Here is a 26614-nt window from a genome sequence, read left to right as displayed (position 1 = left end):
CTTTTTATTTGAATGTCGCTAATAGTTGCAGCAACTGCTGTAACTTAAATACGGCTTTTTTCAGTTGTTCTTCATCTAATTGTTCTGATTTACTTAATGCATCTACATCTGCTGCAACATCAAGTACATAGGGCTTAAAGCGCTTTGCTTCAAAGCCAAACCCTGCGTCTTTCGTGAACAGTGATGCGAATTTACCATGCCCTTGCTGCTGTAGTTCATCTAATTTTTTATCTGCATCAAGTGCTTGACGATAAACAACTTTTAAATTTTCGTTGAGTTTTTCGATGATTGCTTGCATGTTTTTCCTAAAGTCTTAAGTAAATCGGCCGATATTTTACTCGGATCCATCAAACTTGTCAGGTGAATACCTATGAATATTTCCGGAAGTAACCTTCCTGCTATGTCTGGCGCTGGTCCAGGTGGCGAAGTATACAGTGCTTCTCTGGCGAAAAAGCAACAGCAAGCAGATGGACGAGCAGCCCTAGCGTTAATTGAGTCAGCAGGGAGTTCTGCGGCAGCGCAAACTCCAGCTAAGTCAGTGACGGCAACCTTGGGCAACAACATCAACGTATATGCTTAATATACGTTGACGTTCGCATTTTAATTTAAATGCAAATCAATCGGCGTCTTACTTTGTTTGCCGCCGATTTCTCTCACCAGCTTGGGGACCAAAAAGCCCGGTAATATTTTTAGCATCTGAGCAACCAATTCAATCGCTTCAGACTCGCTCATATCAAAATGACTGGCACCTTCAACCTTATCAAGCAGATGAAGATAATAAGGCAGAATATCACTGTCAAACAACGCTTCGCTTAGCGCAGAGAGTGTTTGAACACAATCATTGATACCTTTGAGCAATACCGCTTGGTTTAATAGCGTAACACCGGTCTGTTTAAGCTTACTCATCGCTGCCTTGAAATCATCATCTATTTCATTTGGATGATTGATGTGATTAACCAAAATGGCTTTGAGACGGCTGTTTGCCAATCGATTACACAGTGCATCGGTCACTCTTGCAGGAATAACCACGGGTAAACGACTGTGGATCCTAATACGTTTTATCTGAGGCAACGCTTCTAATTCATCTAATAGCCAACTGATCATGTCATCTTTGGCCATCAGTGGATCGCCACCGCTTAAAATCACCTCATTAATTTCAGGGTGTTCGACCAAGTACTTAAATATCGGTGCAAGCGCACGTTTGTTGACTTGGTTATCCTGATAGGGGAAGTGACGTCTAAAGCAGTATCGGCAGTTTACTGCGCACCCTGTTTTAAGCATTAACAGCACCCGAGATTGGTATTTATGTAGCAAGCCTGGCACAGGTGCATCTTGTTCTTCGAGCGGATCTTTGTTAAATCCAGAGGCGGCAATAAACTCTTGATGCAGTGGCATCACTTGTAATAACAGCGGGTCATTGGGATCACCGTAGCGCATTTTGGCAATAAAGGGTCTTGGCACACGAACAGGGAAAAGCCGCTTGGCAGCGAGGTCTTTTGCAATGAAATGAGACTCCAAGCCCAACATTTTGAGTAGTGTATCTGGGCAAGTAACGACATTCGCCAATTCTTTTTGCCAGTTAGTATGCAAATTTACTTCATTTATTTGTATCATTAGCAGGTTTATTACTCGAAATACGATGATTAGAGGATACGATGGCGAATTATAGCACCAACGAGTTCAAGGGCGGCCTAAAAATTATGATGGATGGCGAGCCTTGTACGATCCTAGAAAACGAAATGGTTAAACCAGGTAAAGGCCAAGCTTTCAACCGCGTTAAGATCCGTAAGTTGATCTCAGGAAAAGTATTAGAAAAAACGTTTAAATCAGGCGATTCTGTGGAAGGCGCAGACGTGATGGAAACAGATCTAGCTTATCTTTATACAGATGGCGAATTCTGGCACTTCATGAACAATGACACATTTGAGCAGATCGCAGCTGACGAAAAAGCATTGGGTGACAATGTTAAGTGGTTAGTTGAAAACGACGTTTGTACAATCACACTGTGGAACGGTAACCCGATTGCAGTAACACCACCAAACTTTGTTGAGCTAGAGATCACAGATACAGATCCTGGCCTAAAAGGTGACACAGCGGGTACTGGTGGTAAGCCAGCGACACTAACAACCGGTGCGGTTGTACGTGTACCACTGTTTGTACAAATTGGTGAAGTGATCAAAGTTGATACGCGTACTGGCGAATATGTGAGCCGCGTTAAGTAATTATTTACTTAATCACTTTGACGTAAGAAAATCTCGGCTTCGGTCGAGATTTTTTTTGTCGTTATCAATATTATCTGAGGTAACCCATGAATGAGGTGAAGTGGGCGCCAAGTGCGCAAATTGAAACCCTTAAACAGCGTGCAGCAGTACTGGCAAGTATCCGTGCATTTTTTACTGAGCGTGATGTCTATGAAGTGGAAACGCCGAGTTTAAGTCAGGCGTCAGTGACGGATGTCCATTTGGCGACATTCTCAACGCAGTTTGTTGGGCCGAGTTATGCTCAAGGTTTGCCTCTGTATTTACAGACCTCCCCCGAGTTTGCGATGAAACGTTTACTTGCAGCGGGTAGCGGTGCGATTTATCAAATTAGCAAAGCGTTTCGAAACGAAGAGTCAGGCCGTCATCATAACCCAGAATTTACCATGCTCGAGTGGTACCGCCCGGGGTTTGATGAGCATTTATTGATGGATGAAATAGATGCGCTTATGCAACGTATTTTGTCTTGTGATAAAGCCCAAAGAATAAGTTACCAAGCGGCATTCCAGCGGTATTTGTCCATCGATCCTTTAACGATAGAATTGGAGTCATTGAAAGCTGTCTGTGCAGAGTATGGCTATAAAGACATTGCTGACCAAGAAACGACGATTGATCCTTTGTTGCAGCTGCTATTTTGCATGGAAATTGAACCTCAGATTGGTCAAGATGTGCCTTGTTTTGTGTACCACTTTCCTGCATCACAAGCTGCACTGGCTAAATTAAATGAACAAGATAAGCGAGTAGCGGGGCGTTTTGAGCTGTACTACAAAGGAATGGAACTGGCTAACGGCTTCAATGAATTGACAGATGCCGATGAGCAAAGTAAGCGCTTTGATGAAGATAACGTGCAGCGTCAGCAAATGAATTTGCCTACTGTAGATAAAGATATGCGTTTTTTAGCCGCATTAGATCAAGGCTTGCCTAATTGTGCAGGGGTTGCTTTGGGCATTGACCGCTTGGTGATGCTGGTCACAGGCAAGCGCGAGATAAAGGAAGTGATTGCCTTTGATATTGAACGTGCCTAAAGTACGGTAGATACAAAAAAGCTCAGCATTTACTGAGCTTTTTACTATACAAATCGCTGCAACTCTTTTTGTGTGGCAGCGGTAAGCTGATGGGCATGTTGACAGTCACTGAGTGCTGTATCTAATTGCTCTTTTGCTGATTGGCCTAATTCGACAATTTGCTGCACAGCTTGGTGAGTGTGGTTTTGTGTTTCTTCCAACTGATGCACTGCACTGACAATTTCTTCCAGCTGCGATTGATTACGCTCAAAATCAGCGCTCATATCTGAAAAGCCTTGAGAAGTTTCACTGATGGCTTTTTCTGCACCGCTTGAATGGGAGATCAATTGTTCTGACTCCTGATGTGTTTCACTGACAAGGTGGTCCATTTGGTTGATAAAGTCGCTGATCTGCCTTGTGGCATCATTCACTTTAACCGATAAGTTTCTCACCTCATCTGCGACGACCGCAAATCCGCGCCCGGCTTCACCGGCACGGGCTGCCTCAATTGCAGCATTCAACGCAAGTAAGTTTGTCTGATCAGAAAACTCTTCAACCATTTTGAGAATATTACGGATATTATCGCTATTCTCTTTAAGTCCAGCGACCGTGGTTGAGAAGTTCCCGAGTAAGGTCGTGATTTGCTGAACTTCACTAACCAGCGTCAATAAAGACTGAGATGAGCCTCTGACAAAGTGCAAGCTCTCTGTGTTGGCTTGATAAACTTGGTCGGTATTACTGACAATACTTTGTAGACTGTGTGTTACCTGATCGCTGGCTGCGATAATGGTGTCGCCTTGATTAATTTGCTGTGCACCCACGGATACCGTGTTGGTCATAGAGTAGGTTACTTGCTGATTGCTCGCCGTGGCGGCTTCAGCGCTTTTATAGGTATTCCCTAGTAGATCGCCTAGGTGGGCGGTAAAGGTATTGTACTGCGCACTGAGATCTCTAAACTCATCATAAGTAAATTGAGGAAGCTGCGCTGATAAATTTCCATCTTGGCGGTTTATTTGCTCTAACCTGTCTCGCATGGCTTGCACTGGACGTACGATCAAAAAGCGCATGTAAAAGAAGGTGAATATGAAAGCGGCGATAGATGCGAATGCGAGTAGCCAAAAACCACCAAATTTGCTACCAGAGTCACTCAGATATGAATAGAGCCAGCCTAAAGTGAGTAGTTGAAATACAAATAAAAACCCAAGGTTACCGAAAATTTTTCGGGTTAATGTATAAAACAAAGACTCTTCAATTAAATTATATATCCGCATGTACAAACTCGTCATAGGCTATCACTCGCCAATTGGGTAAATACTGACTCAACCTATAGTTTGGGCCAGAAATTTACGATCAGTCTTATTAAAGTATACCATTTAGTGGAATTATTTAAGCTTGTAAGCGTTGGTTTCCCAACTAAACGCTATTTTTTGTAAAATAGCGTGCTTTATTCAATAATGGCTGGAAAAGTTACTTGTTTTGCCATTTATTGATGACCATTTTTGCATGGCACGGGTAATTACTAAATATCCCATCCACACCCATCTCAAGCACTTGCTCTATGTCTTGCTGCTTATCTACCGTATAAGTATAGATTTTCAGGCCTCTTTGCTTAGCATCTTGAACAAACTCATGATTAATAAAATTTTTATCGATATGAATGCTGTATGCATGCAGGCGCTGTGCAAATTCGGCATAGTGCAACGGGATAGATGCAGTTAAAGCGCCAATCTTAACCCAAGGGAGTTTTTGCTTGAGCCAAGCAAGTTGGTGGTGATCAAAAGAAGACAGGATCAGCTGTGAGCGCTCTATAATGCCTTCTTGCACGTTTTTTTCTATATAGTTGACGAATTTATCTAGGCTGTAAGTATGTTTTAGCTCGAGGTTAATATCTGCCTGTTTCCCGATAAGGTTAAAGACATCTTGTAAAGTTGGGATCCCCTCACCATTGCCAGCATCCAGTTTGTTTAACTCTGCTCTGGACGCATTTTTTACCATGCCTTTACCGTTTGTTGTTCTATCTAACCATGTGTCATGAATGATGGCATAATCATCATGACAGCTTTGTACATCAAGTTCTATTCCATGTACACCCACCTCTAAAGCTGCGCTAATTGCACTTAGCGAGTTTTCGGGATACATGCCGCTAGCACCGCGGTGTGCAAATACTTGGATCATCATTTGTTCCTTGTTATTGACCAAGTTTCATAAAAAGCGGCACTGACTACTAATATACCGCCAATAAGTGTTGTCATACTGGTTGTCTCAGATAACAGCATATAAGCCAATACAATGCCATACAAGGGCTGCAAGCATGAAATTAGTCCAGTTGTGGTTGCACTCAAGTAGCGCAAGCTGCTGGCAAATAATGAGTGAGGAATCGCTGTGAATACTACGCCAGCTAGGAGCAGATAGTAGATGTCTTGTAATGGTAAGCCCGTAGGTGGAGTGTCAACAAACATGGACAAAACAACCGCGGCGGTTAAAGTTTGATACAGCATAGTATGTGGGCCACCATATTGTGAAAAGTATTTTTTTTGTAACAGGTTACGCATGGCAAAAAATGCACCAGACAGCACGCCGGTTAAAATACCGAAGGTCACTTGGTCGCCTAAATCCGTATTAGGCATCATTAGATAAATTCCGAAAATCACCATGGTAGCAATCAACAAGTCGGTAAGCTTCAGACGTGTTTTGCTAAACAGCGGCTCTAGTAAAACAGTGATCACGGGGTAGGTAAAAAAGGCAATGATGCCTGTAGCAATGCCCGCCATTTGCATCGCGGCAAAATAGGTCACCCAGTGAATACCAATAATGACGCCTAACCCGATAACAATAAAATAGTCTTTATTCTGATTAAGCTTAAGGTGCTTGTTTTGCATTTTGAGAATGATCGTTAACGCAATAAATGCGATGGCTGTGCGATAAACGGTTATATCAAGCGCAGGGAGCGCGATGAGCTTAGAGAAAAGGGCTGTGCCGCCAAACAGAAAAACAGCGAGGTGTAAGTTTATAAGTGCCGATTGATGTTGCTGCATAGTTTTTATCTTTTATTGTTTGCTAAATTTATTTGAATTAAGTGACAACTGTCACTGAGTGATTCAGCACGAGCATGTTAAATTAAAAATAACATTCTATATACCTTAGAAAAGTAACAGGCATGAATCTCGGCGTCGGACATTTTACACATTCAATGCATATCGCGAGACCAAGTAGGCATTTTTTGGGCGACTATGGTCATTTATTTTTTTCAGTATTTTATTTTTTCCCACTGTATCGAAGCTGGAATATACATACCCGTGCTGAAATCGCATATGAGGTAATCGCTTATGTTGTATTTGCACTTATTTACTGCAAAGCACTAAAATCTCCATCGAGTAAAGTACTTCCCTTCATTATCATCATGGTATTGACCTGCATATTGGCAACACAGTTCACACCAGGAACGAGTACGTTATTTGGCTATATTGCATATTTTATCGGATTTTGTTTTCTGGGTTTTGCTCGTTGGCTTATGCTTGCGTTGCTTGTGCTCTCCATTACTGTGGTGACTGTGTTGTTTATCTCGGTTGATAACTGGGCGTATTTCCTTGGACCAGCATTGGTGGTTTCCTTAGGGTTATTCAGTTTTGGGTACGTAGAATATAAAGATAGGATCCACAGCAACGAGACACGGCAAAGCAAAGAACAGATCCAGCAATTAGCAAAGATTGCTGAGCGTGAACGGATTGCGAGGGACATACATGATCTACTCGGACATTCGCTCAGTTCTATTTCGTTAAAATCAGAGTTAGCGGGTAAATTTATTGCAGCAGGCTTGTTGGATAAAGCGGAAACCGAAGCACAAGAGGTGGCAGAGTTGGCTCGGATTGCTTTATCAGAAGTACGAGAAGCGGTATCCGGTATGCAGCAACTAGGGTTAACAGCACAACTGGATGTAATGGCATCTCGTTTACGAGATAAAGGCGTTGAGGTTCAAAAGACGATTGACTGTGGTCCACTCTCCGCTGAGAAAGAGAGCTGTTTTTGCTTTGTCGCTAAAGAAGCTGTGACCAATGTAATTAAACACAGTGACGCTAGACAGATGAAGATTTCCCTTCATGAGCAAAATAATTTTCACCAACTGTCTTTTGAGGATGATGGTCAAAAAGGCGAAGTGATCTGGGGAAATGGATTGCATGGTATTAAATCTAGGATCGAAGAACTTGGCGGTAATTTAAGTGTAACCACATCAGGTGGTTACAAGCTGGTGGCAAAGCTTCCCCAATAAGGAGTAGAGATGAATATTTTGGTGGTTGAGGACCAGGCGCTGGTAAGAAATGCGATATCAGCGTTACTGAGCCTGGAGGTTGGACTTGAAGTTGTTGCTCAGGTTGAGGACGGGCTGCAAGCGATTGAGTTTCTTGCTAGCAATTCCCCAGACATTGTGCTGACAGATATTGAAATGCCGAATATGACTGGACTAGAACTCGCTCAAGAAGTACAGGAAAAGCACCCAAAAGTAAAAGTGGTGATCATGACCACATTTTCTCGTAGCGGCTATATTCGACGTGCAATGGCGTCTGATGTAAAAGGTTTTATTCTCAAAGAAGCACCCAGTGATTATCTGGTTAATGCGCTAAAAAAGGTATCTTTAGGGCAAAAAGTTATCGATCCGGAGCTGGCGATGAATGCGCTTGATGATAACGATCCACTTTCTGATAAAGAAAGAAAAGCGTTAAGACTTGCTGGCGAAGGCCTTAAAACCAAGCAAATTGCTGAATCACTCTACTTGAGTGAGGGGACAGTCAGAAACTATCTATCAGACGCAATTGCTAAACTAAACGCGACAAACCGCATTGACGCAGCCAGAATTGCAAGACAAAAGGGTTGGCTTTAAATAAATTTTGCACCTATAAATGGTCTCCCCCTCTTTATTAGTGGTTTTTATTAGTAATATAATACTAGTAATAAATTAAAATATTGTAACTTTTAATTCATGGGCGATCCGAAACTACTATTACAAATTTTGGCGTTAACAACCTGCGTATGTGCCGTGTTTATGATGGTGAACTGGTTGATCCATAAAAAGACGCCAGGTACGCGACTTTGGTTTGGTTTTGTATCCTGTGCCGCGATTGCTTGTATGTTCCAAGCGTCATTATCGCTGTCGCCGACATGGTCCATAATGGTACCCAACACTTTAATATTGCTTGGGTTATTTATGCTGACTCGAGGTGTGGAACGGTTCTTTAATGTCGTTTCTTACCTACTTCCTTGGGGTATACTCGCCTGCGTTTTCTTTCCTAGTTTTGTGTACTTTACTTTTTTTGAACCGAGCTTTTTAGTCAGAGTGGTCGTCAATTATTTGGTGTGGTTGCTCGCTATGGTGCTTTGCTTGCGCGCATTATTTTTAGGCCAAAATAAAAGTACGGCCTCTTTTTCACCGGCGCATTGGACTTTTGCGACAGCCTGTATCTGTCTGCTCAGTGTATTTACACTTCGGCTTAGCATGCTTGGTAACTTCGAGCACACAGATACCATGGGCACGAATAATTGGGTGAATCAATTTTTTTCGTTGTCTGTTATCGTAATGCCACTTATCTTGTGTTTTTCACTTTGCTTGCTGTGTAGTTGCCGTAAAGAGCAGCTGTTGGCAGAACTTACTTTAAAAGCTAAGCAAGACTCGCAAAAAAAAGAGCGTTTCTTAACTTTGCTGAGCCATGAATTAAGAACGCCTTTGAACGCGATAGTGGGGCATGCTGAACTGATCAAACAAGCACCTAGAGAGCCATTAAAATATAGTCAGTATTGCGATGTGATCATTTCTACGGCAATGTCACTGGCCGATCTGGCCAATCAAGTATTGCTTAACGCCAGAGGAAAGTCGTCCAAGCAAGTGCCATTAAACCTCGCACAATTTGCTGAACTGTTGATTGTGCAATTTCAGCCCTTAGTTCAAGACAGAGAGATCTCTCTGTGTACTCACTTAACTGGCTTTTCGAGCGACAAACTGTTTTTAGTTGATCAAGATAGCATTGGGCTGGTGGTGAAGAACTTATTGTCTAATGCAATTAAGTACACAGAAAGCGGTGACATTACGCTGTCTATAAAACAGCAAAGTACAAGCGACAAAGGCAGTGTCATACGCTTTGAAGTGACAGACACAGGTGAGGGGATGACACAAGGACAGGTTGAGCAGTTATTCCAGCCTTTTTCTTCTTTTGACTCCGCTCGTTCTATCGCACAGAGTGCAGGAGTCGGCTTGATGTTATGTCAGCAGATCTTGGAAGCTTTGGATACCCAATTGCATGTTTCCAGCACTGTGGGACAAGGTAGTGCCTTTTATTTTGATATTGAGCTGAGCCTATCAAATGCCGAGCAGAATTCTGGACAAGGGAGTTTGTCTGAGGAGCATGTTGAAGCTCAACTATACGGTGATATTCTGATCGTTGAGGATAATCAATTAAACCAAGAAATATTAAAGCATTTTTTGAGCTCACTGGGGCTAAGCTACGAAATTGCCGGGACCTTGTCTGCTGCAGAGTCGGCTTTGAGGAATAGGCAATTTGATGTTGTGTTTCTCGATATGCATTTAAGCGATGGTCATGGGCTTGATTGGTACCAAGGTGTTTTTAAACAATTTCAGTTTCAACAAGCGCCAGTCGTTGTTGCCATAACAGGCGATGTAGACGAGCAGTCTCAGCGAGCTTATAGAGAAGCGGGGATTGAGTATTTCATGGCAAAACCCATTCAGCAAGCCCGCTTAGAGCGATTACTTAGTCAACTTCTCATGCCTGCTAAGCACTTTTTGGATGAACAAAATATACTAGATTATTCTGTGATTGAAGGGCTGACTGAGACTATGAGTCCACAAGTGCTCAATGCAAAGTTGATGTACTTAAACGACCGCTTAGATTATGAGTTTGCTCAACTTCGCGGGTTGGCTGATATTCAGGCATATGAAGCCCTAGAAGAAAAGCTAATTCAATTGGAGGAAGAAGCCAGTGCACTTGGTATGATGATGTTACATGTTGCGCTTCAAGATGTACGTCTATCCATGTTTGACTTGATAGGTGTGGATTGGCAATCATTGCATAGTTTGGCTAAGCGAAGTGCACATAAATTATCTGAATACCACTCCAAGGTATTGCAATAAATTATTCATCAAATCTTAAAGTTGTAGTTTTACCCTTTAGGGGTCCTTTTCTTGTTTACAAATGTTGTTATAAAAGGGAAATTACACTGGATTACAGTAACCATTTTCAATAAAATTCTCATCCGTTTTCATTAGTGACACAGTGAAAGCGGACTGAGTGTTGGCATATTGTTCGGGTTATTGAAATTGAAGAAGTTTTTATTTTCGTTTTTCTCATGGTTTTTTCTGTTTTTTGCGAGCTTCGCATTTGCAGTTGATCTACAAATCTCTACGTTCGAAGATCTAGATACGACAGTACCTAGAGGTGGAGAAGTACGTTATAACCTTGAGTTTACTAACTCTGAAGAAGATACTGCGAATAATGTATCTGTCGAATTCTTTTTGCCGCCAACAACGAGCTTCGTATCTAGCTCTAAGTCCTGTACTCAATCTAACTATCAAGATGGCGGTATAACTAAAAGTAAATTAACGTGTCCAATTGGCCAACTATCTGGGCGAGTGAGTGATTCACTGCAAGTAACCATTAAAACATCCGCTCAGACAGGCGATACTATAGAGCCGAGTGTGCGCATTAGCGCAGACAATGAATCAAGTAATAAGTTACTCAACAACACTGAAACCCAAAATACTTCGATTGTAGCGGGTGTTGATTTAGCAATTACTTCGCTGTTAGCAAACCCTGTGTCAGTTAACTTAGACACGGTCTTTACTTATCAAATCGGTGTGAAAAATAATGGACCTGATGCTGCTGCTAATGCGGTCGTAAAGCTCAACTTACCAAGCTTTACATCGTGGGAGAATGCCAGCACTGTAGATTTTGACGGCTGGCGCTGCTCGGGCAGTCAAACACTCACGTGTACAATCGCAGCATTTGCCTCAGGAGCATCATCCACTTTAAATATTCAAGCTCGTGTTAGTCAGGTCAGCAGTGGCACTGTCACAGCCAGCATCAGCATTAGTAGTGATACTGCAGAAATAGATGCCTCAAATGATCAAGCATCAGTGAATACGCCCATTAACCCAAATGCTGATTTAGGTGTTGCGATAAAGCAATACAAAGCGGATGGTACACCTTCTTGGTATGGGCCTTTAAATTTACAAGTCAATGAACGTCACTACTACGATGTGACTGTTACCCACTTAGGCCCAAGCTCGGTAACAACGGCTTACTTGAGCACGACTTTGGCAAGTGGTATGAGTAATATCACAGCCCAAGCACCTTCCGGTTGGTCATGTAATGTCACTTCGCTTGTGGTTAATTGCCAATCTACAAGTGCTATGGTGAAAAATGACAGCGCTGTAGTCAGAATTTATGCCAATGCCCCCGCATCTGAGGCTACCTTTTCAACCGCAGCGCAAGTAAGCGCTGATTTGTTAGATTTAAATACGGCAAACGATAAAGCCAGTGCGAGTGTTAAAACAAGTGTTGCACAGACTTCATTTGTTTCAGTGAATAAAACGCTGCTAAATGGCACTACTTATTACGTTGACGATGAGATAGATTTCCAAATTACAGTGACCAACACATCAGAGGCGACGACCATTGAGTCTCTGATTGATACATTACCAGATTCGCTCAGCTACGTGAGTTATAGTTCAAGTCATTTTACTTGTGCTTTGAACTCAGGTGATGCACAAAGACTTGATTGTACACCTATCTCAAATAGCTTCGCTAAATCGCAAATATGGCAAGTTACGATTAAAACAAAAGCAAGAACAGTGAATCAAAGTGCTGTTAATTGGGCAACTGTTGCCCATGGTGGACGCGAGTCCACCAGTAATAGCGCCGGTTTTTCTATTTTGGATAGAGCGCCGGATCTTAGTATCACTAAGTCTTCTGATTTGAACTGGGGCTCCAATATTAACTATATGAATAAAGAGTTTTATTACTCTATCAAGATAGTCAACTCAGGCGGTGGAGCTGCAAGCGGGATTAAAGTTGAAGATGACTTTGCCAATACCTCGGGTTACATCCCTCTTTCTACAGCAACACGCAAATATAGCAATGGAACTTGGCAAACGGTTGCGGACTGGTGTGTTATCTCTAATTTAAAGGTCACTTGTACTGGCTCTGAAATTGGTGCGAATGAAACTGTTGAGATATTGATAAAAGCGCGTTCGCCGATATATACAGGCACAGAGAGCCAATACAGACCTAAAAACACAGCGATTATGACAGTGGGTGGTGTCGACTACACTGCGAATTTTGAAGGCTGGGGACTGCATCCGCGTAATCCTGTGCAGCTTGGTATTACAAAAGCAAAATCAGCATCAACGACTGCTAGCACCAGTTTAGTTGAGCAAGCTGGTGAGATCATTAATCGCATTGTGGTTTCAAATACAGGTAATGGAGCAACACTTGGTAAGGTGACAGTGGTAGATGCACTACCAAGTGGAGAAACATTTATTGCCAATAGCAGCTATGGCACAAACTGGTCTTGTAGTGCCTCAGAGCAGTTGGCAGATGGTAGTGGTGGTAAGGTGACTTGTCTGTATCAAAATGCAGATACAAGTCGTATTGCTTTGACCGGGACAGCGTCGACTTTGACTATCACTACTCGAGCAACTTCAGTGGGTGATTTACAAAACACTGCGACGGTCACCGACGCCGGTGGTGCGCCAGGGGAAGCATCCGCATCCGCGATAATTAAAAGTGCATTGAGTGCAGATTTAAGTATTCAAAAAGTGGCGAATACGAGCAGTATTACGACCTCTCAAAATGAGATAAGTTATCAGATCACGGCTAGAAACTTGTCTGGTTCTAATATTGTTGGAGTAGACGCGGGTTCACTCACTATTGTTGATACTTTTAATGCGACTTTTAAATCACGCGAAGGCAATAAAGAGACAGGGATCACCTTCCCAACATCTGTAAATAGTTCGCTTGGTGCACGTTTTTCGTGTGTTAGAGCTGATACTGGCGAATACGAAAACACACAAACGACCATCACATGCCGTTTGGAGGCTGGTCAAACATTTGCCCTTAATGACAGTGTGACGATTCCATTGACGGTTGCCAGGCCTTTTGTCACGACCAATGGCCAAGTTGTTAACTCCGCAGAAGTGTCATCCAATACACATATCGATCCGAATACAGCAAATAACTCGGCTAGTGCGACGACAACAGCACAGTCATTATTTGATTTGGCAGTGACGAATGTTGTGTATGCGAAGCCAACGGTGTTAAGCGGTGATATTGCCTTGCAGACGATCCATATCGCCAATATTGGTGCAGTTGCAGCAACTAATGTGGTGCTAGAGCATACTTTTAACGTGCCAACGGGCAAAGAGTATCAATATGTAAGCAATAGCTTTTCTCGGGCAGGACAAAGTAATATCTGTGCATACACAGAAGCGACGAAGACTTTGCGTTGTAGTATTGGGTCGCTAGAAAGCAATGAAGTACAAAGTGTTACCGTCCAAATACGCCCTAAAAGTGCCTCTGATCGTCAAGATTGGGTATTAGACAGTACAAGCCAAATATCCGCCTCAAATATGTCATTGGATAGTGACACCACAAATAATAGCTTCAATAAGGCTTTAACTGTACAAATTCGTGAAGCTAACCTGAAAATTGAAAACAATGACATTAGTGACCCGCTAGCTTGGTATCCGACACCGGGCTCATTTCCAGCGACGCTCGATAATGTGGTGGTTTATAAAGTCGATTTAGAATATCTGACGGATAATAACGGTGAGACTTCTGTGGCAAGTGGTGTTGGGTACAACTTCACTATTTCACCAGCCAATAGCTCTAAACAACTGCAATTTTTATGTGATAGCAGCTCTAACGCAACCTGTAGTGCAGTGACTGCGCGTTGTGATAATCAAAATCTGACTTTTAATACTCAAACCACCTTTAACTGTTTAGGGCCCGAAAATAGCAGTTCTTCTTTGGCAGAAAATGAATTGCTTGAGAATACTGGCGGTCAGTCAGCAATTTATACCCGTTATATGTTCTTTAAGATTTTGTCGCGCCCATCAACGACTGGCGAAGTTGCAACGACCAGTGCGTCTATTTTTTCAAATGAAAAAGATCTTATTACGGCAAACAACGATGAGAGTGAAAAAACATCTATTCGCATCGCGGTAGACTTAGCGCTGACCAAAACAGCTTCTTTGAATAAAGTGGCATTGGGTAGCCAGTTTAATTATCAATTTACGCTCAGCAATGCTGGCCCGGGTGACAGCGCTGACAACGTACTTTACGATTATCTCCCAAGCTATCTGAGTATCGCAGGCAATGCGGTGACATCATCAGGTAGCTGTACTAATTCTCGAGCAAATTCGCCTAGTACAGGGGTATTGACTGATTTTATTCGTTGTAATATTCCGCTTATTGAAATGAATGAAACAGTTCAGATCAGTATCCCGGTTATGCTTAACGCGCTACCGAGCAATAACCTTGTGGTGAATGAAGCTTGGGTAGAAACACAAGGCTTTGATACAAATAAGTTAAACAATAAAGCCACTTCTTCGACGGAAGTGATCCAAGGCTTAATATCTGGCTATGTATTTGTAGATAAAGTAAATAATGGTCTTTTTGACAGTGGTATCGATTCTGGTTTGTCTGGTATTGAGGTGCTACTGGATGGTGTAACTGCTGGTGGACAAGCGATAACTCAACAACGCGCTTCGACAGATGCTAATGGTCAATTTGTATTTTATGACCTAGTACCTGGCACTTATAAATTGACCCAGCCGGCTCAATCGGCCTTGAATAGTTACCGAGATGGTAAAGAGGCGAGATCTGGGAGTGTACTGGCCAATAGCCAAAGCACCGATGAAATTACCAATATCGTACTTACATCTGGGTCGGCATCACAAGGACACTCATTTGCAGAACTTCTGATAGGTGATAAATCAGTTTCAGGTAATGTGTTCTTGGATATCAACCAAGATGGTGTTGTTGATGCCAATGATCAGCTTTTGAAAGATATTACGGTCACGATCACGGGTACTGATAAATATGGCCAAACGGTAAATCAAAGTGTCGTGACGAATGCGAGCGGTGCGTTCAGTTTCACAGGCTTGATCGAATCGAATGCCGATGGTTACACCATTACGCAAACAGTCAATGGCATGTATCAAACGGGTAATCGTTACATTGGTTCAGGCGCTGGCGTGGTGAGCAATATCGCAAAAGTGGTAGTCGGCACAGATGCAACACCAGAGCTTAAATTTACAGAAAAACCGAAAGCCGGTGATAAGTCGGTTTCAGGTAAGGTGTTCTTGGATGTAAACCAAGATGGCACCGTTGATCAAAATGATGTGCGATTAAAAGACATCACAGTCACTATCACGGGCACGGACAAGTTTGGTCAAGCAGTGAATACCACAACGACGACCGATACTAATGGTGCGTTTAGCTTCACTGGTCTGATTGAATCCAATGCGGATGGCTACACCATCACGCAAACACCGAGCGCAACGTATCAAACAGGTAACCGTTATGTCGGCTCTGATGCTGGTGTGGTGAGCAATGTTGCTAAAGTGGTAGTCGGCACAGACGCAACACCAGAGCTTAAATTTACAGAAAAACCGAAAGCCGGTGATAAGTCGGTTTCAGGTAAGGTGTTCTTGGATGTAAACCAAGATGGCACCGTTGATCAAAATGATGTGCGATTAAAAGACATCACAGTCACTATCACGGGCACGGACAAGTTTGGTCAAGCAGTGAATACCACAACGACGACCGATACTAATGGTGCGTTTAGCTTCACTGGTCTGATTGAATCCAATGCGGATGGCTACACCATCACGCAAACACCGAGCGCAACGTATCAAACAGGTAACCGTTATATCGGCTCAGGCGTTGGCGTGGTGAGCAATATCGCAAAAGTGGTTGTCGGCACAGACGCAACACCAGAGCTTAAATTTACAGAAAAACCAAAAGCCGGTGATAAGTCAGTTGCTGGTACCGTGTTCTTGGATATCAACCAAGATGGCACCGTTGATCAAAACGACGTTCGATTAAAAGACATCACGGTGACTATCACGGGCACGGATAAGTTTGGTCAAGCAGTGAATACCACAACGACGACTGATGTGAGTGGTGCGTTCAGTTTCACAGGCTTGATTGAATCGAATGCGGATGGTTACACGATTACGCAGACAGTCAGTGGCACTTACCAAACGGGTAACCGTTACATCGGCTCTGATGCTGGTGTGATCAGTAATGTCGCAAAAGTCGTGGTCGGCGCAGATACAACACCTGAAATCAAATTTACAGAAAAACCAAAAGCCGGTGATAAGTCGGTAGCTGGTACCGTGTTCTTGGATATCAACCAAGATGGTGCGGTTGATCAAAACGACGTTCGATTAAAAGACATCACAGTGACTATCACGGGCACAGATAAGTTTGGTCAAGCGGTAAATCAAAGTGTCGTGACGAATGCTAATGGTGAATTCAGTTTCACGGGCTTGATTGAATCAAATGCGGATGGTTACACCATTACACAAACAGTCAGTGGCACATACCAAACAGGTAACCGTTATATCGGCTCAGGCGTTGGCGTGGTGAGCAATATCGCAAAAGTGGTTGTCGGCACAGACGCTACACCAGAAATCAAATTTACAGAAAAACCAAAAGCCGGTGATAAGTCAGTTGCTGGTACCGTGTTCTTGGATATCAACCAAGATGGCGCGGTTGATCAAAACGACGTTCGATTAAAAGACATCACGGTCACTATCACGGGCACAGATAAATATGGTCAAGCAGTCAACGAGAGTGTGAAAACTGACGCTAATGGTGCGTTTAGCTTCACAGGCTTGATCGAATCGAATGCCGATGGTTACACCATTACGCAAACAGTCAGTGGCATGTATCAAACGGGTAATCGTTACATTGGCTCAGGTGCTGGTGTAGTGAGCAATGTTGCTAAAGTCGTTGTCGGCACAGATGCAACACCAGAAATCACCTTCACAGAAAAACCAAAAGCGGGTGATAAGTCGGTATCAGGTAAGGTGTTCTTGGATATCAACCAAGATGGCGCTGTTGATCAAAACGATCTTCGATTAAAAGACATCACGGTCACCATCACAGGCACGGATAAGTTTGGTCAGGCAGTGGACACCACAACGACTACTGATTCAAATGGTGCGTTTAGCTTCACAGGTCTGATTGAATCAAACGCAGATGGTTACACCATTACGCAAACAGTAAGTGGCACGTATCAAACGGGTAATCGCTACATCGGTTCAGGTGCTGGTGAAGTCAGTAATGTCGCAAAAGTCATTGTCGGCACAGATACAACGCCAGAAATTAAATTTACAGAAAAACCAAAAGCCGGTGATAAGTCAGTATTAGGTACCGTGTTCATGGATGTGAACCAAGATGGCACGGTTGATCAAAACGACGTTCGATTAAAAGACATTACGGTCACCATCACAGGCACGGATAAGTTTGGTCAAGCAGTCAATCAGAGTGTGAAAACTGATGCCAGTGGTGCGTTTAGCTTTACTGGTCTGATCGAATCGAATGCCGATGGCTATACCATCACGCAGACAGTGAGTGGCACTTATCAAACGGGTAACCGTTATATCGGCTCAGGCGTTGGCGTGGTGAGCAATATCGCAAAAGTCATTGTCGGCACAGATGCAACGCCAGAGATCAAATTTACAGAAAAGCCAAAAGCCGGTGATAAGTCGGTTTCAGGTAAGGTGTTCTTGGATATCAACCAAGATGGTGTTGTTGATGCCAATGATCAGCTTTTGAAAGATATTACGGTCACGATCACGGGTACTGATAAATATGGCCAAACGGTAAATCAAAGTGTAGTGACGAATGCGAGCGGTGAATTCAGTTTCACGGGCTTGATTGAATCGAATGCGGATGGTTACACGATTACGCAGACAGTCAGTGGCACTTACCAAACAGGTAACCGTTATATCGGCTCGGGTGCTGGCGTGGTGAGCAATATCGCAAAAGTGGTAGTCGGCACAGATGCAACACCAGAGCTTAAATTTACAGAAAAACCGAAAGCCGGTGATAAGTCGGTTTCAGGTAAGGTGTTCTTGGATGTAAACCAAGATGGCACCGTTGATCAAAATGATGTGCGATTAAAAGACATCACAGTCACTATCACGGGCACGGACAAGTTTGGTCAAGCAGTCAATACCACAACGACGACCGATACTAATGGTGCGTTTAGCTTCACTGGTCTGATTGAATCCAATGCGGATGGCTACACCATCACGCAAACACCGAGCGCAACGTATCAAACAGGTAACCGTTATGTCGGCTCTGATGCTGGTGTGGTGAGCAATGTTGCTAAAGTGGTAGTCGGCACAGACGCAACACCAGAGCTTAAATTTACAGAAAAACCGAAAGCCGGTGATAAGTCGGTTTCAGGTAAGGTGTTCTTGGATGTAAACCAAGATGGCACCGTTGATCAAAATGATGTGCGATTAAAAGACATCACAGTCACTATCACGGGCACGGACAAGTTTGGTCAAGCAGTGAATACCACAACGACGACCGATACTAATGGTGCGTTTAGCTTCACTGGTCTGATTGAATCCAATGCGGATGGCTACACCATCACGCAAACACCGAGCGCAACGTATCAAACAGGTAACCGTTATATCGGCTCGGGTGCTGGCGTGGTGAGCAATATCGCAAAAGTGGTAGTCGGCACAGATGCAACACCAGAGCTTAAATTTACAGAAAAACCAAAAGCAGGTGATAAGTCGGTTGCGGGTAAAGTGTTCTTGGATGTAAACCAAGATGGCGCCGTTGATCAAAATGATGTGCGACTAAAAGACATCACAGTCACTATCACGGGCACGGATAAGTTTGGTCAAGCAGTGAATACCACAACGACGACTGATGTGAGTGGTGCGTTTAGCTTCACAGGTCTGATTGAATCAAATGCGGATGGTTACACGATTACGCAGACAGTCAGTGGCACTTACCAAACGGGTAACCGTTATATCGGTTCAGGTGCTGGCGTGGTGAGCAATGTTGCTAAAGTCGTTGTCGGCACAGATGCAACACCAGAGCTTAAATTTACAGAAAAACCAAAAGCGGGTGATAAGTCGGTAGCTGGTACCGTATTTTTGGATGTAAACCAAGACGGCGCGGTTGATCAAAACGACGTTCGATTAAAAGACATCACGGTGACTATCACGGGCACGGACAAGTTTGGTCAAGCAGTGAATACCACAACGACGACCGATACTAATGGTGCGTTTAGCTTTACTGGTCTGATCGAATCGAATGCCGATGGCTATACCATCACGCAGACAGTGAGTGGCACTTATCAAACGGGTAACCGTTATATCGGCTCAGGCGTTGGCGTGGTGAGCAATATCGCAAAAGTCATTGTCGGCACAGATGCAACGCCAGAGATCAAATTTACAGAAAAACCAAAAGCCGGTGATAAGTCGGTTTCAGGTAAGGTGTTCTTGGATATCAACCAAGATGGTGTTGTTGATGCCAATGATCAGCTTTTGAAAGATATTACGGTCACGATCACGGGTACTGATAAATATGGCCAAACGGTAAATCAAAGTGTAGTGACGAATGCGAGCGGTGAATTCAGTTTCACGGGCTTGATTGAATCGAATGCGGATGGTTACACGATTACGCAGACAGTCAGTGGCACTTACCAAACAGGTAACCGTTATATCGGCTCGGGTGCTGGCGTGGTGAGCAATATCGCAAAAGTGGTAGTCGGCACAGATGTAACACCAGAGCTTAAATTTACAGAAAAACCGAAAGCCGGTGATAAGTCGGTTTCAGGTAAGGTGTTCTTGGATGTAAACCAAGATGGCACCGTTGATCAAAATGATGTGCGATTAAAAGACATCACAGTCACTATCACGGGCACGGACAAGTTTGGTCAAGCAGTGAATACCACAACGACGACCGATACTAATGGTGCGTTTAGCTTCACTGGTCTGATTGAATCCAATGCGGATGGCTACACCATCACGCAAACACCGAGCGCAACGTATCAAACAGGTAACCGTTATGTCGGCTCTGATGCTGGCGTGGTGAGCAATGTTGCTAAAGTCGTTGTCGGCACAGATGCAACACCAGAGCTTAAATTTACAGAAAAACCAAAAGCGGGTGATAAGTCGGTAGCTGGTACCGTATTTTTGGATGTAAACCAAGACGGCGCGGTTGATCAAAACGACGTTCGATTAAAAGACATCACGGTGACTATCACGGGCACGGACAAGTTTGGTCAAGCAGTGAATACCACAACGACGACCGATACTAATGGTGCGTTTAGCTTTACTGGTCTGATCGAATCGAATGCCGATGGCTATACCATCACGCAGACAGTGAGTGGCACTTATCAAACGGGTAACCGTTATATCGGCTCAGGCGTTGGCGTGGTGAGCAATATCGCAAAAGTCATTGTCGGCACAGATGCAACGCCAGAGATCAAATTTACAGAAAAACCAAAAGCCGGTGATAAGTCGGTTTCAGGTAAGGTGTTCTTGGATATCAACCAAGATGGTGTTGTTGATGCCAATGATCAGCTTTTGAAAGATATTACGGTCACGATCACGGGTACTGATAAATATGGCCAAACGGTAAATCAAAGTGTAGTGACGAATACGAGCGGTGAATTCAGTTTCACGGGCTTGATTGAATCGAATGCGGATGGTTACACGATTACGCAGACAGTCAGTGGCACTTACCAAACAGGTAACCGTTATATCGGCTCGGGTGCTGGCGTGGTGAGCAATATCGCAAAAGTGGTAGTCGGCACAGATGTAACACCAGAGCTTAAATTTACAGAAAAACCGAAAGCCGGTGATAAGTCGGTTTCAGGTAAGGTGTTCTTGGATGTAAACCAAGATGGCACCGTTGATCAAAATGATGTGCGATTAAAAGACATCACAGTCACTATCACGGGCACGGACAAGTTTGGTCAAGCAGTGAATACCACAACGACGACCGATACTAATGGTGCGTTTAGCTTCACTGGTCTGATTGAATCCAATGCGGATGGCTACACCATCACGCAAACACCGAGCGCAACGTATCAAACAGGTAACCGTTATATCGGCTCAGGCGTTGGCGTGGTGAGCAATATCGCAAAAGTCATTGTCGGCACAGATGCAACGCCAGAGATCAAATTTACAGAAAAACCAAAAGCCGGTGATAAGTCGGTTTCAGGTAAGGTGTTCTTGGATGTAAACCAAGATGGCACCGTTGATCAAAATGATGTGCGATTAAAAGACATCACAGTCACTATCACGGGCACGGACAAGTTTGGTCAAGCAGTGAATGCCACAACGACGACCGATACTAATGGTGCGTTTAGCTTCACTGGTCTGATTGAATCCAATGCGGATGGCTACACCATCACGCAAACACCGAGCGCAACGTATCAAACAGGTAACCGTTATATCGGCTCGGGTGCTGGCGAAGTCAGCAATCTTGCAAAAGTCGTGGTCGGCACAGATGCAACACCTGAAATCAAATTTACAGAAAAACCAAAAGCAGGTGATAAGTCGGTTGCGGGTAAAGTGTTCTTGGATGTAAACCAAGATGGCGCCGTTGATCAAAATGATGTGCGACTAAAAGACATCACAGTCACTATCACGGGCACGGATAAGTTTGGTCAAGCAGTGAATACCACAACGACGACTGATGTGAGTGGTGCGTTTAGCTTCACAGGTCTGATTGAATCAAATGCGGATGGTTACACGATTACGCAGACAGTCAGTGGCACTTACCAAACAGGTAACCGTTATATCGGTTCAGGTGCTGGCGTGGTGAGCAATATCGCAAAAGTGGTTGTCGGCACAGACGCTACACCAGAAATCAAATTTACAGAAAAACCAAAAGCCGGTGATAAGTCAGTTGCTGGTACCGTGTTCTTGGATATCAACCAAGATGGCACCGTTGATCAAAACGACGTTCGATTAAAAGACATCACGGTGACTATCACGGGCACGGATAAGTTTGGTCAAGCAGTGAATACCACAACGACGACTGATGTGAGTGGTGCGTTTAGCTTCACAGGCTTGATTGAATCGAATGCGGATGGTTACACGATTACGCAGACAGTCAGTGGCACTTACCAAACGGGTAACCGTTACATTGGTTCAGGTGCTGGCGTGGTGAGCAATGTCGCAAAAGTCGTGGTCGGCGCAGATACAACACCTGAAATCAAATTTACAGAAAAACCAAAAGCCGGTGATAAGTCAGTTGCTGGTATCGTGTTCTTGGATATCAACCAAGATGGCGCGGTTGATCAAAACGACGTTCGATTAAAAGACATCACGGTGACTATCACGGGCACGGATAAGTTTGGTCAAGCAGTCAATACCACAACGACGACCGATGCTAATGGTGCGTTTAGCTTCACAAACCTGATTGAATCAAATGCGGATGGCTACACGATTACACAGACAGTCAGTGGCACTTACCAAACGGGTAACCGTTACATCGGCTCTGATGCTGGTGTGATCAGTAATGTCGCAAAAGTCGTGGTCGGCGCAGATACAACACCAGAGCTTAAATTTACAGAAAAACCAAAAGCCGGTGATAAGTCGGTAGCTGGTACCGTGTTCTTGGATATCAACCAAGATGGTGCGGTTGATCAAAACGACGTTCGATTAAAAGACATCACAGTGACTATCACGGGCACAGATAAGTTTGGTCAAGCGGTAAATCAAAGTGTCGTGACGAATGCTAATGGTGAATTCAGTTTCACGGGCTTGATTGAATCAAATGCGGATGGTTACACCATTACGCAAACAGTCAGTGGCACTTACCAAACAGGTAACCGTTATATCGGCTCAGGCGTTGGCGTGGTGAGCAATATCGCAAAAGTCATTGTCGGCACAGATGCAACGCCAGAGATCAAATTTACAGAAAAACCAAAAGCCGGTGATAAGTCGGTTTCAGGTAAGGTGTTCTTGGATGTAAACCAAGATGGCACCGTTGATCAAAATGATGTGCGATTAAAAGACATCACAGTCACTATCACGGGCACGGACAAGTTTGGTCAAGCAGTGAATGCCACAACGACGACCGATACTAATGGTGCGTTTAGCTTCACTGGTCTGATTGAATCCAATGCGGATGGCTACACCATCACGCAAACACCGAGCGCAACGTATCAAACAGGTAACCGTTATATCGGCTCGGGTGCTGGCGAAGTCAGCAATCTTGCAAAAGTCGTGGTCGGCACAGATGCAACACCTGAAATCAAATTTACAGAAAAACCAAAAGCAGGTGATAAGTCGGTTGCGGGTAAAGTGTTCTTGGATGTAAACCAAGATGGCGCCGTTGATCAAAATGATGTGCGACTAAAAGACATCACAGTCACTATCACGGGCACGGATAAGTTTGGTCAAGCAGTGAATACCACAACGACGACTGATGTGAGTGGTGCGTTTAGCTTCACAGGTCTGATTGAATCAAATGCGGATGGTTACACGATTACGCAGACAGTCAGTGGCACTTACCAAACAGGTAACCGTTATATCGGTTCAGGTGCTGGCGTGGTGAGCAATATCGCAAAAGTGGTTGTCGGCACAGACGCTACACCAGAAATCAAATTTACAGAAAAACCAAAAGCCGGTGATAAGTCAGTTGCTGGTACCGTGTTCTTGGATATCAACCAAGATGGCACCGTTGATCAAAACGACGTTCGATTAAAAGACATCACGGTGACTATCACGGGCACGGATAAGTTTGGTCAAGCAGTGAATACCACAACGACGACTGATGTGAGTGGTGCGTTCAGTTTCACAGGCTTGATTGAATCGAATGCGGATGGTTACACGATTACGCAGACAGTCAGTGGCACTTACCAAACGGGTAACCGTTACATTGGTTCAGGTGCTGGCGTGGTGAGCAATGTCGCAAAAGTCGTGGTCGGCGCAGATACAACACCTGAAATCAAATTTACAGAAAAACCAAAAGCCGGTGATAAGTCAGTTGCTGGTATCGTGTTCTTGGATATCAACCAAGATGGCGCGGTTGATCAAAACGACGTTCGATTAAAAGACATCACGGTGACTATCACGGGCACGGATAAGTTTGGTCAAGCAGTCAATCAGAGTGTGAAAACGGATGCTAGTGGTGAATTCAGTTTCACTGGTCTGATCGAATCGAATACTGATGGTTACACCATCACGCAGACAGCAACTGGTACATATCAAACGGGTAATCGTTACATTGGCTCAGGCGCTGGCATGATCAGCAATATCGCAAAAGTGGTAGTCGGCACAGATTCGACGCCAGAAATCACCTTTACGGAAAAGCCAAAAGCAGGTGATAAATCTATCTTAGGTCGTGTGTTTGTGGACATCAACCAAGATGGTACAAGTAACGGCAATGACTTTGTGCTTGCTGGCATTCAGATCACGCTAACGGGTCAGGATCTTTACGGTGAAGCGGTGAGCTTAAGCACTGCGACGGATGCAAACGGTGCATTTAACTTTGCTGGTCTGCGCAAGTCTGATCCGGTGGGTTACACCATCACGCAAGGCACAACGGATTACCTTGAAGGGCAAGATTACCAAGGTGCAAACCCAGATCAATTTGGCTCAAAAAGTGAGATCAAACTGGTATTAGCTGACGGTGCAGCTCCAGATCTTATCTTCACAGAGCAATTAAATACTGGTGATAAATCTATCTTAGGTCGTGTGTTTGTGGACATCAACCAAGATGGCACAAATAACGGCAATGACTTTGTACTTGCAGGCATTCAGATCACGCTAACGGGTCTGGATCTTTATGGCGAAGCGGTGAGCTTAAGCACGACGACGGACGCAAGCGGTGCATTTAACTTTGCAGGTCTGCGCAAGTCTGATGCGGCGGGTTATACCATCACGCAAGGCACAACAGACTACCTTGAAGGTCAAGATTACCAAGGTGCAAACCCAGATCAATTTGGCTCAAACAGTGAAATCAAATTGGTATTAGTTGACGGTGCAGCTCCAGATCTTATCTTCACAGAGCAATTAAATATTGGTGACAAATCTATATCAGGTCGTGTGTTTGTCGACATTAACCAAGATGGCACAAATAATGGCAATGACTTTGTACTTGCAGGTAATCAGATCACGCTAACCGGTCAGGATCTTTACGGTGAAGCGGTGAGCTTAAGCACGACGACGGACGCAAGCGGTGCATTTAACTTTGCAGGTCTGCGCAAGTCTGATGCGGCGGGTTATACCATCACGCAAGGCACAACAGACTACCTTGAAGGTCAAGATTACCAAGGTGCAAACCCAGATCAATTTGGCTCAAACAGTGAAATCAAATTGGTATTAGTTGACGGTGCAGCTCCAGATCTTATCTTCACAGAGCAATTAAATATTGGTGACAAATCTATATCAGGTCGTGTGTTTGTCGACATTAACCAAGATGGCACAAATAATGGCAATGACTTTGTACTTGCAGGTAATCAGATCACGCTAACCGGTCAGGATCTTTACGGTGAAGCGGTGAGCTTAAGCACGACGACGGACGCAAGCGGTGCATTTAACTTTGCAGGTCTGCGCAAGTCTGATGCGGCGGGTTATACCATCACGCAAGGCACAACAGACTACCTTGAAGGTCAAGATTACCAAGGTGCAAACCCAGATCAATTTGGCTCAAACAGTGAAATCAAATTGGTATTAGTTGACGGTGCAGCTCCAGATCTTATCTTCACAGAGCAATTAAATACTGGTGACAAATCTATCTCAGGTCGCGTGTTTGTAGACATTAACCAAGATGGCACAAATAATGGCAATGACTTTGTACTTGCAGGTATTCAGATCACGCTAACCGGTCAGGATCTTTACGGTGAAGCGGTGAGCTTAAGCACGACGACGGACGCAAACGGTGCATTTAACTTTGCAGGTCTGCGCCAATCTAATGCGGCGGGTTATACCATCACGCAAGGCGCAACGGATTACCTTGAAGGTCAAGATTATCAAGGCGTAAACTCAGATCAATTTGGCTCAAAAAGTGAGATCAAACTGGTATTAGCTGACGGTGCAGCTCCAGATCTTATCTTCACAGAGCAATTAAATACTGGTGATAAATCTATCTTAGGTCGTGTGTTTGTGGACATCAACCAAGATGGTATAAGTAACGGCAATGACTTTGTGCTTGCTGGCATTCAGATCACGCTAACGGGCCAGGATCTTTACGGTGAAGCGGTGAGCTTAAGCACTGCGACGGATGCAAACGGTGCATTTAACTTTGCTGGTCTGCGCAAGTCTGATGCGGCGGGTTACACCATCAC

Annotated in this window: 12 protein-coding genes (1 of these 12 cut by a window edge); 7 read left to right on the top strand and 5 right to left on the bottom strand. The window is 44.0% G+C overall.

What is annotated here, in order from left to right:
- Window positions 1-4: 4 nt before the first annotated feature.
- A complete protein-coding gene (locus AC2CZC_RS04965) occupies window positions 5-298 on the bottom strand; it encodes a prephenate dehydrogenase (RefSeq protein WP_484584032.1) in 294 nt (97 codons plus the stop codon).
- A 72-nt stretch (window positions 299-370) separates the two neighbouring features.
- On the opposite strand from AC2CZC_RS04965, the gene AC2CZC_RS04960 reads away from it, so the two are divergent.
- Window positions 371-580 (top strand): hypothetical protein, encoded by a 210-nt coding sequence (locus tag AC2CZC_RS04960; RefSeq protein ID WP_046356942.1) that lies wholly within the window; start codon window positions 371-373, stop codon window positions 578-580.
- Between the two features lie 20 nt (window positions 581-600).
- On the opposite strand, the gene epmB is transcribed toward AC2CZC_RS04960, so the two are convergent.
- Window positions 601-1614 carry an EF-P beta-lysylation protein EpmB gene (gene epmB / locus AC2CZC_RS04955; RefSeq protein WP_484584031.1) on the bottom strand — a complete coding sequence of 338 codons (1014 nt, stop codon included), beginning with the start codon at window positions 1612-1614 and terminating at the stop codon, window positions 601-603.
- A 41-nt stretch (window positions 1615-1655) separates the two neighbouring features.
- Between epmB and efp the strand changes: the two genes are divergently transcribed.
- Both efp and epmA read left to right on the top strand, forming a co-directional pair.
- A complete protein-coding gene (gene efp / locus AC2CZC_RS04950; RefSeq protein WP_063363379.1) occupies window positions 1656-2222 on the top strand; it encodes an elongation factor P in 567 nt (188 codons plus the stop codon).
- Between the two features lie 86 nt (window positions 2223-2308).
- Window positions 2309-3283: an elongation factor P--(R)-beta-lysine ligase gene (gene epmA, locus AC2CZC_RS04945; protein WP_484584030.1), complete on the top strand. Its 975-nt coding sequence runs from the start codon at window positions 2309-2311 to the stop codon at window positions 3281-3283.
- 44 nt (window positions 3284-3327) lie between these two features.
- On the opposite strand, the gene AC2CZC_RS04940 is transcribed toward epmA, so the two are convergent.
- The 3 genes from AC2CZC_RS04940 to AC2CZC_RS04930 all read right to left on the bottom strand — a co-directional run bounded on the left by AC2CZC_RS04940 (window position 3328) and on the right by AC2CZC_RS04930 (window position 6297).
- Window positions 3328-4533, bottom strand: coding sequence for a methyl-accepting chemotaxis protein (locus tag AC2CZC_RS04940; protein WP_484584029.1), 1206 nt, complete (start codon window positions 4531-4533; stop codon window positions 3328-3330).
- A gap of 196 nt (window positions 4534-4729) precedes the next feature.
- A complete protein-coding gene (locus AC2CZC_RS04935) occupies window positions 4730-5437 on the bottom strand; it encodes a glycerophosphodiester phosphodiesterase (protein WP_484584848.1) in 708 nt (235 codons plus the stop codon).
- Window positions 5437-6297, bottom strand: a complete 861-nt coding sequence (locus AC2CZC_RS04930) for a DMT family transporter (RefSeq protein WP_484584028.1) — start codon at window positions 6295-6297, stop codon at window positions 5437-5439. Before AC2CZC_RS04930 ends, AC2CZC_RS04935 begins: the two co-directional genes overlap by 1 nt.
- 122 nt (window positions 6298-6419) lie before the next feature.
- Here AC2CZC_RS04930 and AC2CZC_RS04925 point away from each other — a divergent pair, with 122 nt between their 5' ends.
- The 4 genes from AC2CZC_RS04925 to AC2CZC_RS04910 form a co-directional block, all read left to right on the top strand.
- A complete protein-coding gene (locus AC2CZC_RS04925; protein ID WP_484584027.1) occupies window positions 6420-7529 on the top strand; it encodes a sensor histidine kinase in 1110 nt (369 codons plus the stop codon).
- A 9-nt stretch (window positions 7530-7538) separates the two neighbouring features.
- Window positions 7539-8138 (top strand): response regulator transcription factor, encoded by a 600-nt coding sequence (locus AC2CZC_RS04920; RefSeq protein WP_484584026.1) that lies wholly within the window; start codon window positions 7539-7541, stop codon window positions 8136-8138.
- A 177-nt stretch (window positions 8139-8315) separates the two neighbouring features.
- Window positions 8316-10397 carry an ATP-binding protein gene (locus AC2CZC_RS04915; RefSeq protein WP_484584025.1) on the top strand — a complete coding sequence of 694 codons (2082 nt, stop codon included), beginning with the start codon at window positions 8316-8318 and terminating at the stop codon, window positions 10395-10397.
- Between the two features lie 186 nt (window positions 10398-10583).
- On the top strand, window positions 10584-26614 hold the 5' portion of the coding sequence (locus AC2CZC_RS04910; RefSeq protein ID WP_484584024.1) for an SdrD B-like domain-containing protein. Its footprint extends 8020 nt past the window's final position; the window shows 16031 of its 24051 coding nt (coding positions 1-16031); it begins with the start codon at window positions 10584-10586; its stop codon lies beyond the right edge, outside the window.

It is taken from the genome of Pseudoalteromonas sp. MMG033 (genome assembly GCF_057197785.1).
The sequence above is the reverse complement of the archived record's forward strand: the minus strand, read 5'-3'. Positions and strand labels throughout refer to the sequence as shown.

Bases quoted from the DNA above. Each gene is read 5' to 3' on its own strand.
- AC2CZC_RS04965 (WP_484584032.1), bottom strand. From the start codon at position 298: ATGCAAGCAATCATCGAAAAACTCAACGAAAATTTAAAAGTTGTTTAT.
- AC2CZC_RS04960 (WP_046356942.1), top strand. From the start codon at position 371: ATGAATATTTCCGGAAGTAACCTTCCTGCTATGTCTGGCGCTGGTCCA.
- epmB (WP_484584031.1), bottom strand. From the start codon at position 1,614: ATGATACAAATAAATGAAGTAAATTTGCATACTAACTGGCAAAAAGAA.
- efp (WP_063363379.1), top strand. From the start codon at position 1,656: ATGGCGAATTATAGCACCAACGAGTTCAAGGGCGGCCTAAAAATTATG.
- epmA (WP_484584030.1), top strand. From the start codon at position 2,309: ATGAATGAGGTGAAGTGGGCGCCAAGTGCGCAAATTGAAACCCTTAAA.
- AC2CZC_RS04940 (WP_484584029.1), bottom strand. From the start codon at position 4,533: ATGCGGATATATAATTTAATTGAAGAGTCTTTGTTTTATACATTAACC.
- AC2CZC_RS04935 (WP_484584848.1), bottom strand. From the start codon at position 5,437: ATGATCCAAGTATTTGCACACCGCGGTGCTAGCGGCATGTATCCCGAA.
- AC2CZC_RS04930 (WP_484584028.1), bottom strand. From the start codon at position 6,297: ATGCAGCAACATCAATCGGCACTTATAAACTTACACCTCGCTGTTTTT.
- AC2CZC_RS04925 (WP_484584027.1), top strand. From the start codon at position 6,420: ATGAATCTCGGCGTCGGACATTTTACACATTCAATGCATATCGCGAGA.
- AC2CZC_RS04920 (WP_484584026.1), top strand. From the start codon at position 7,539: ATGAATATTTTGGTGGTTGAGGACCAGGCGCTGGTAAGAAATGCGATA.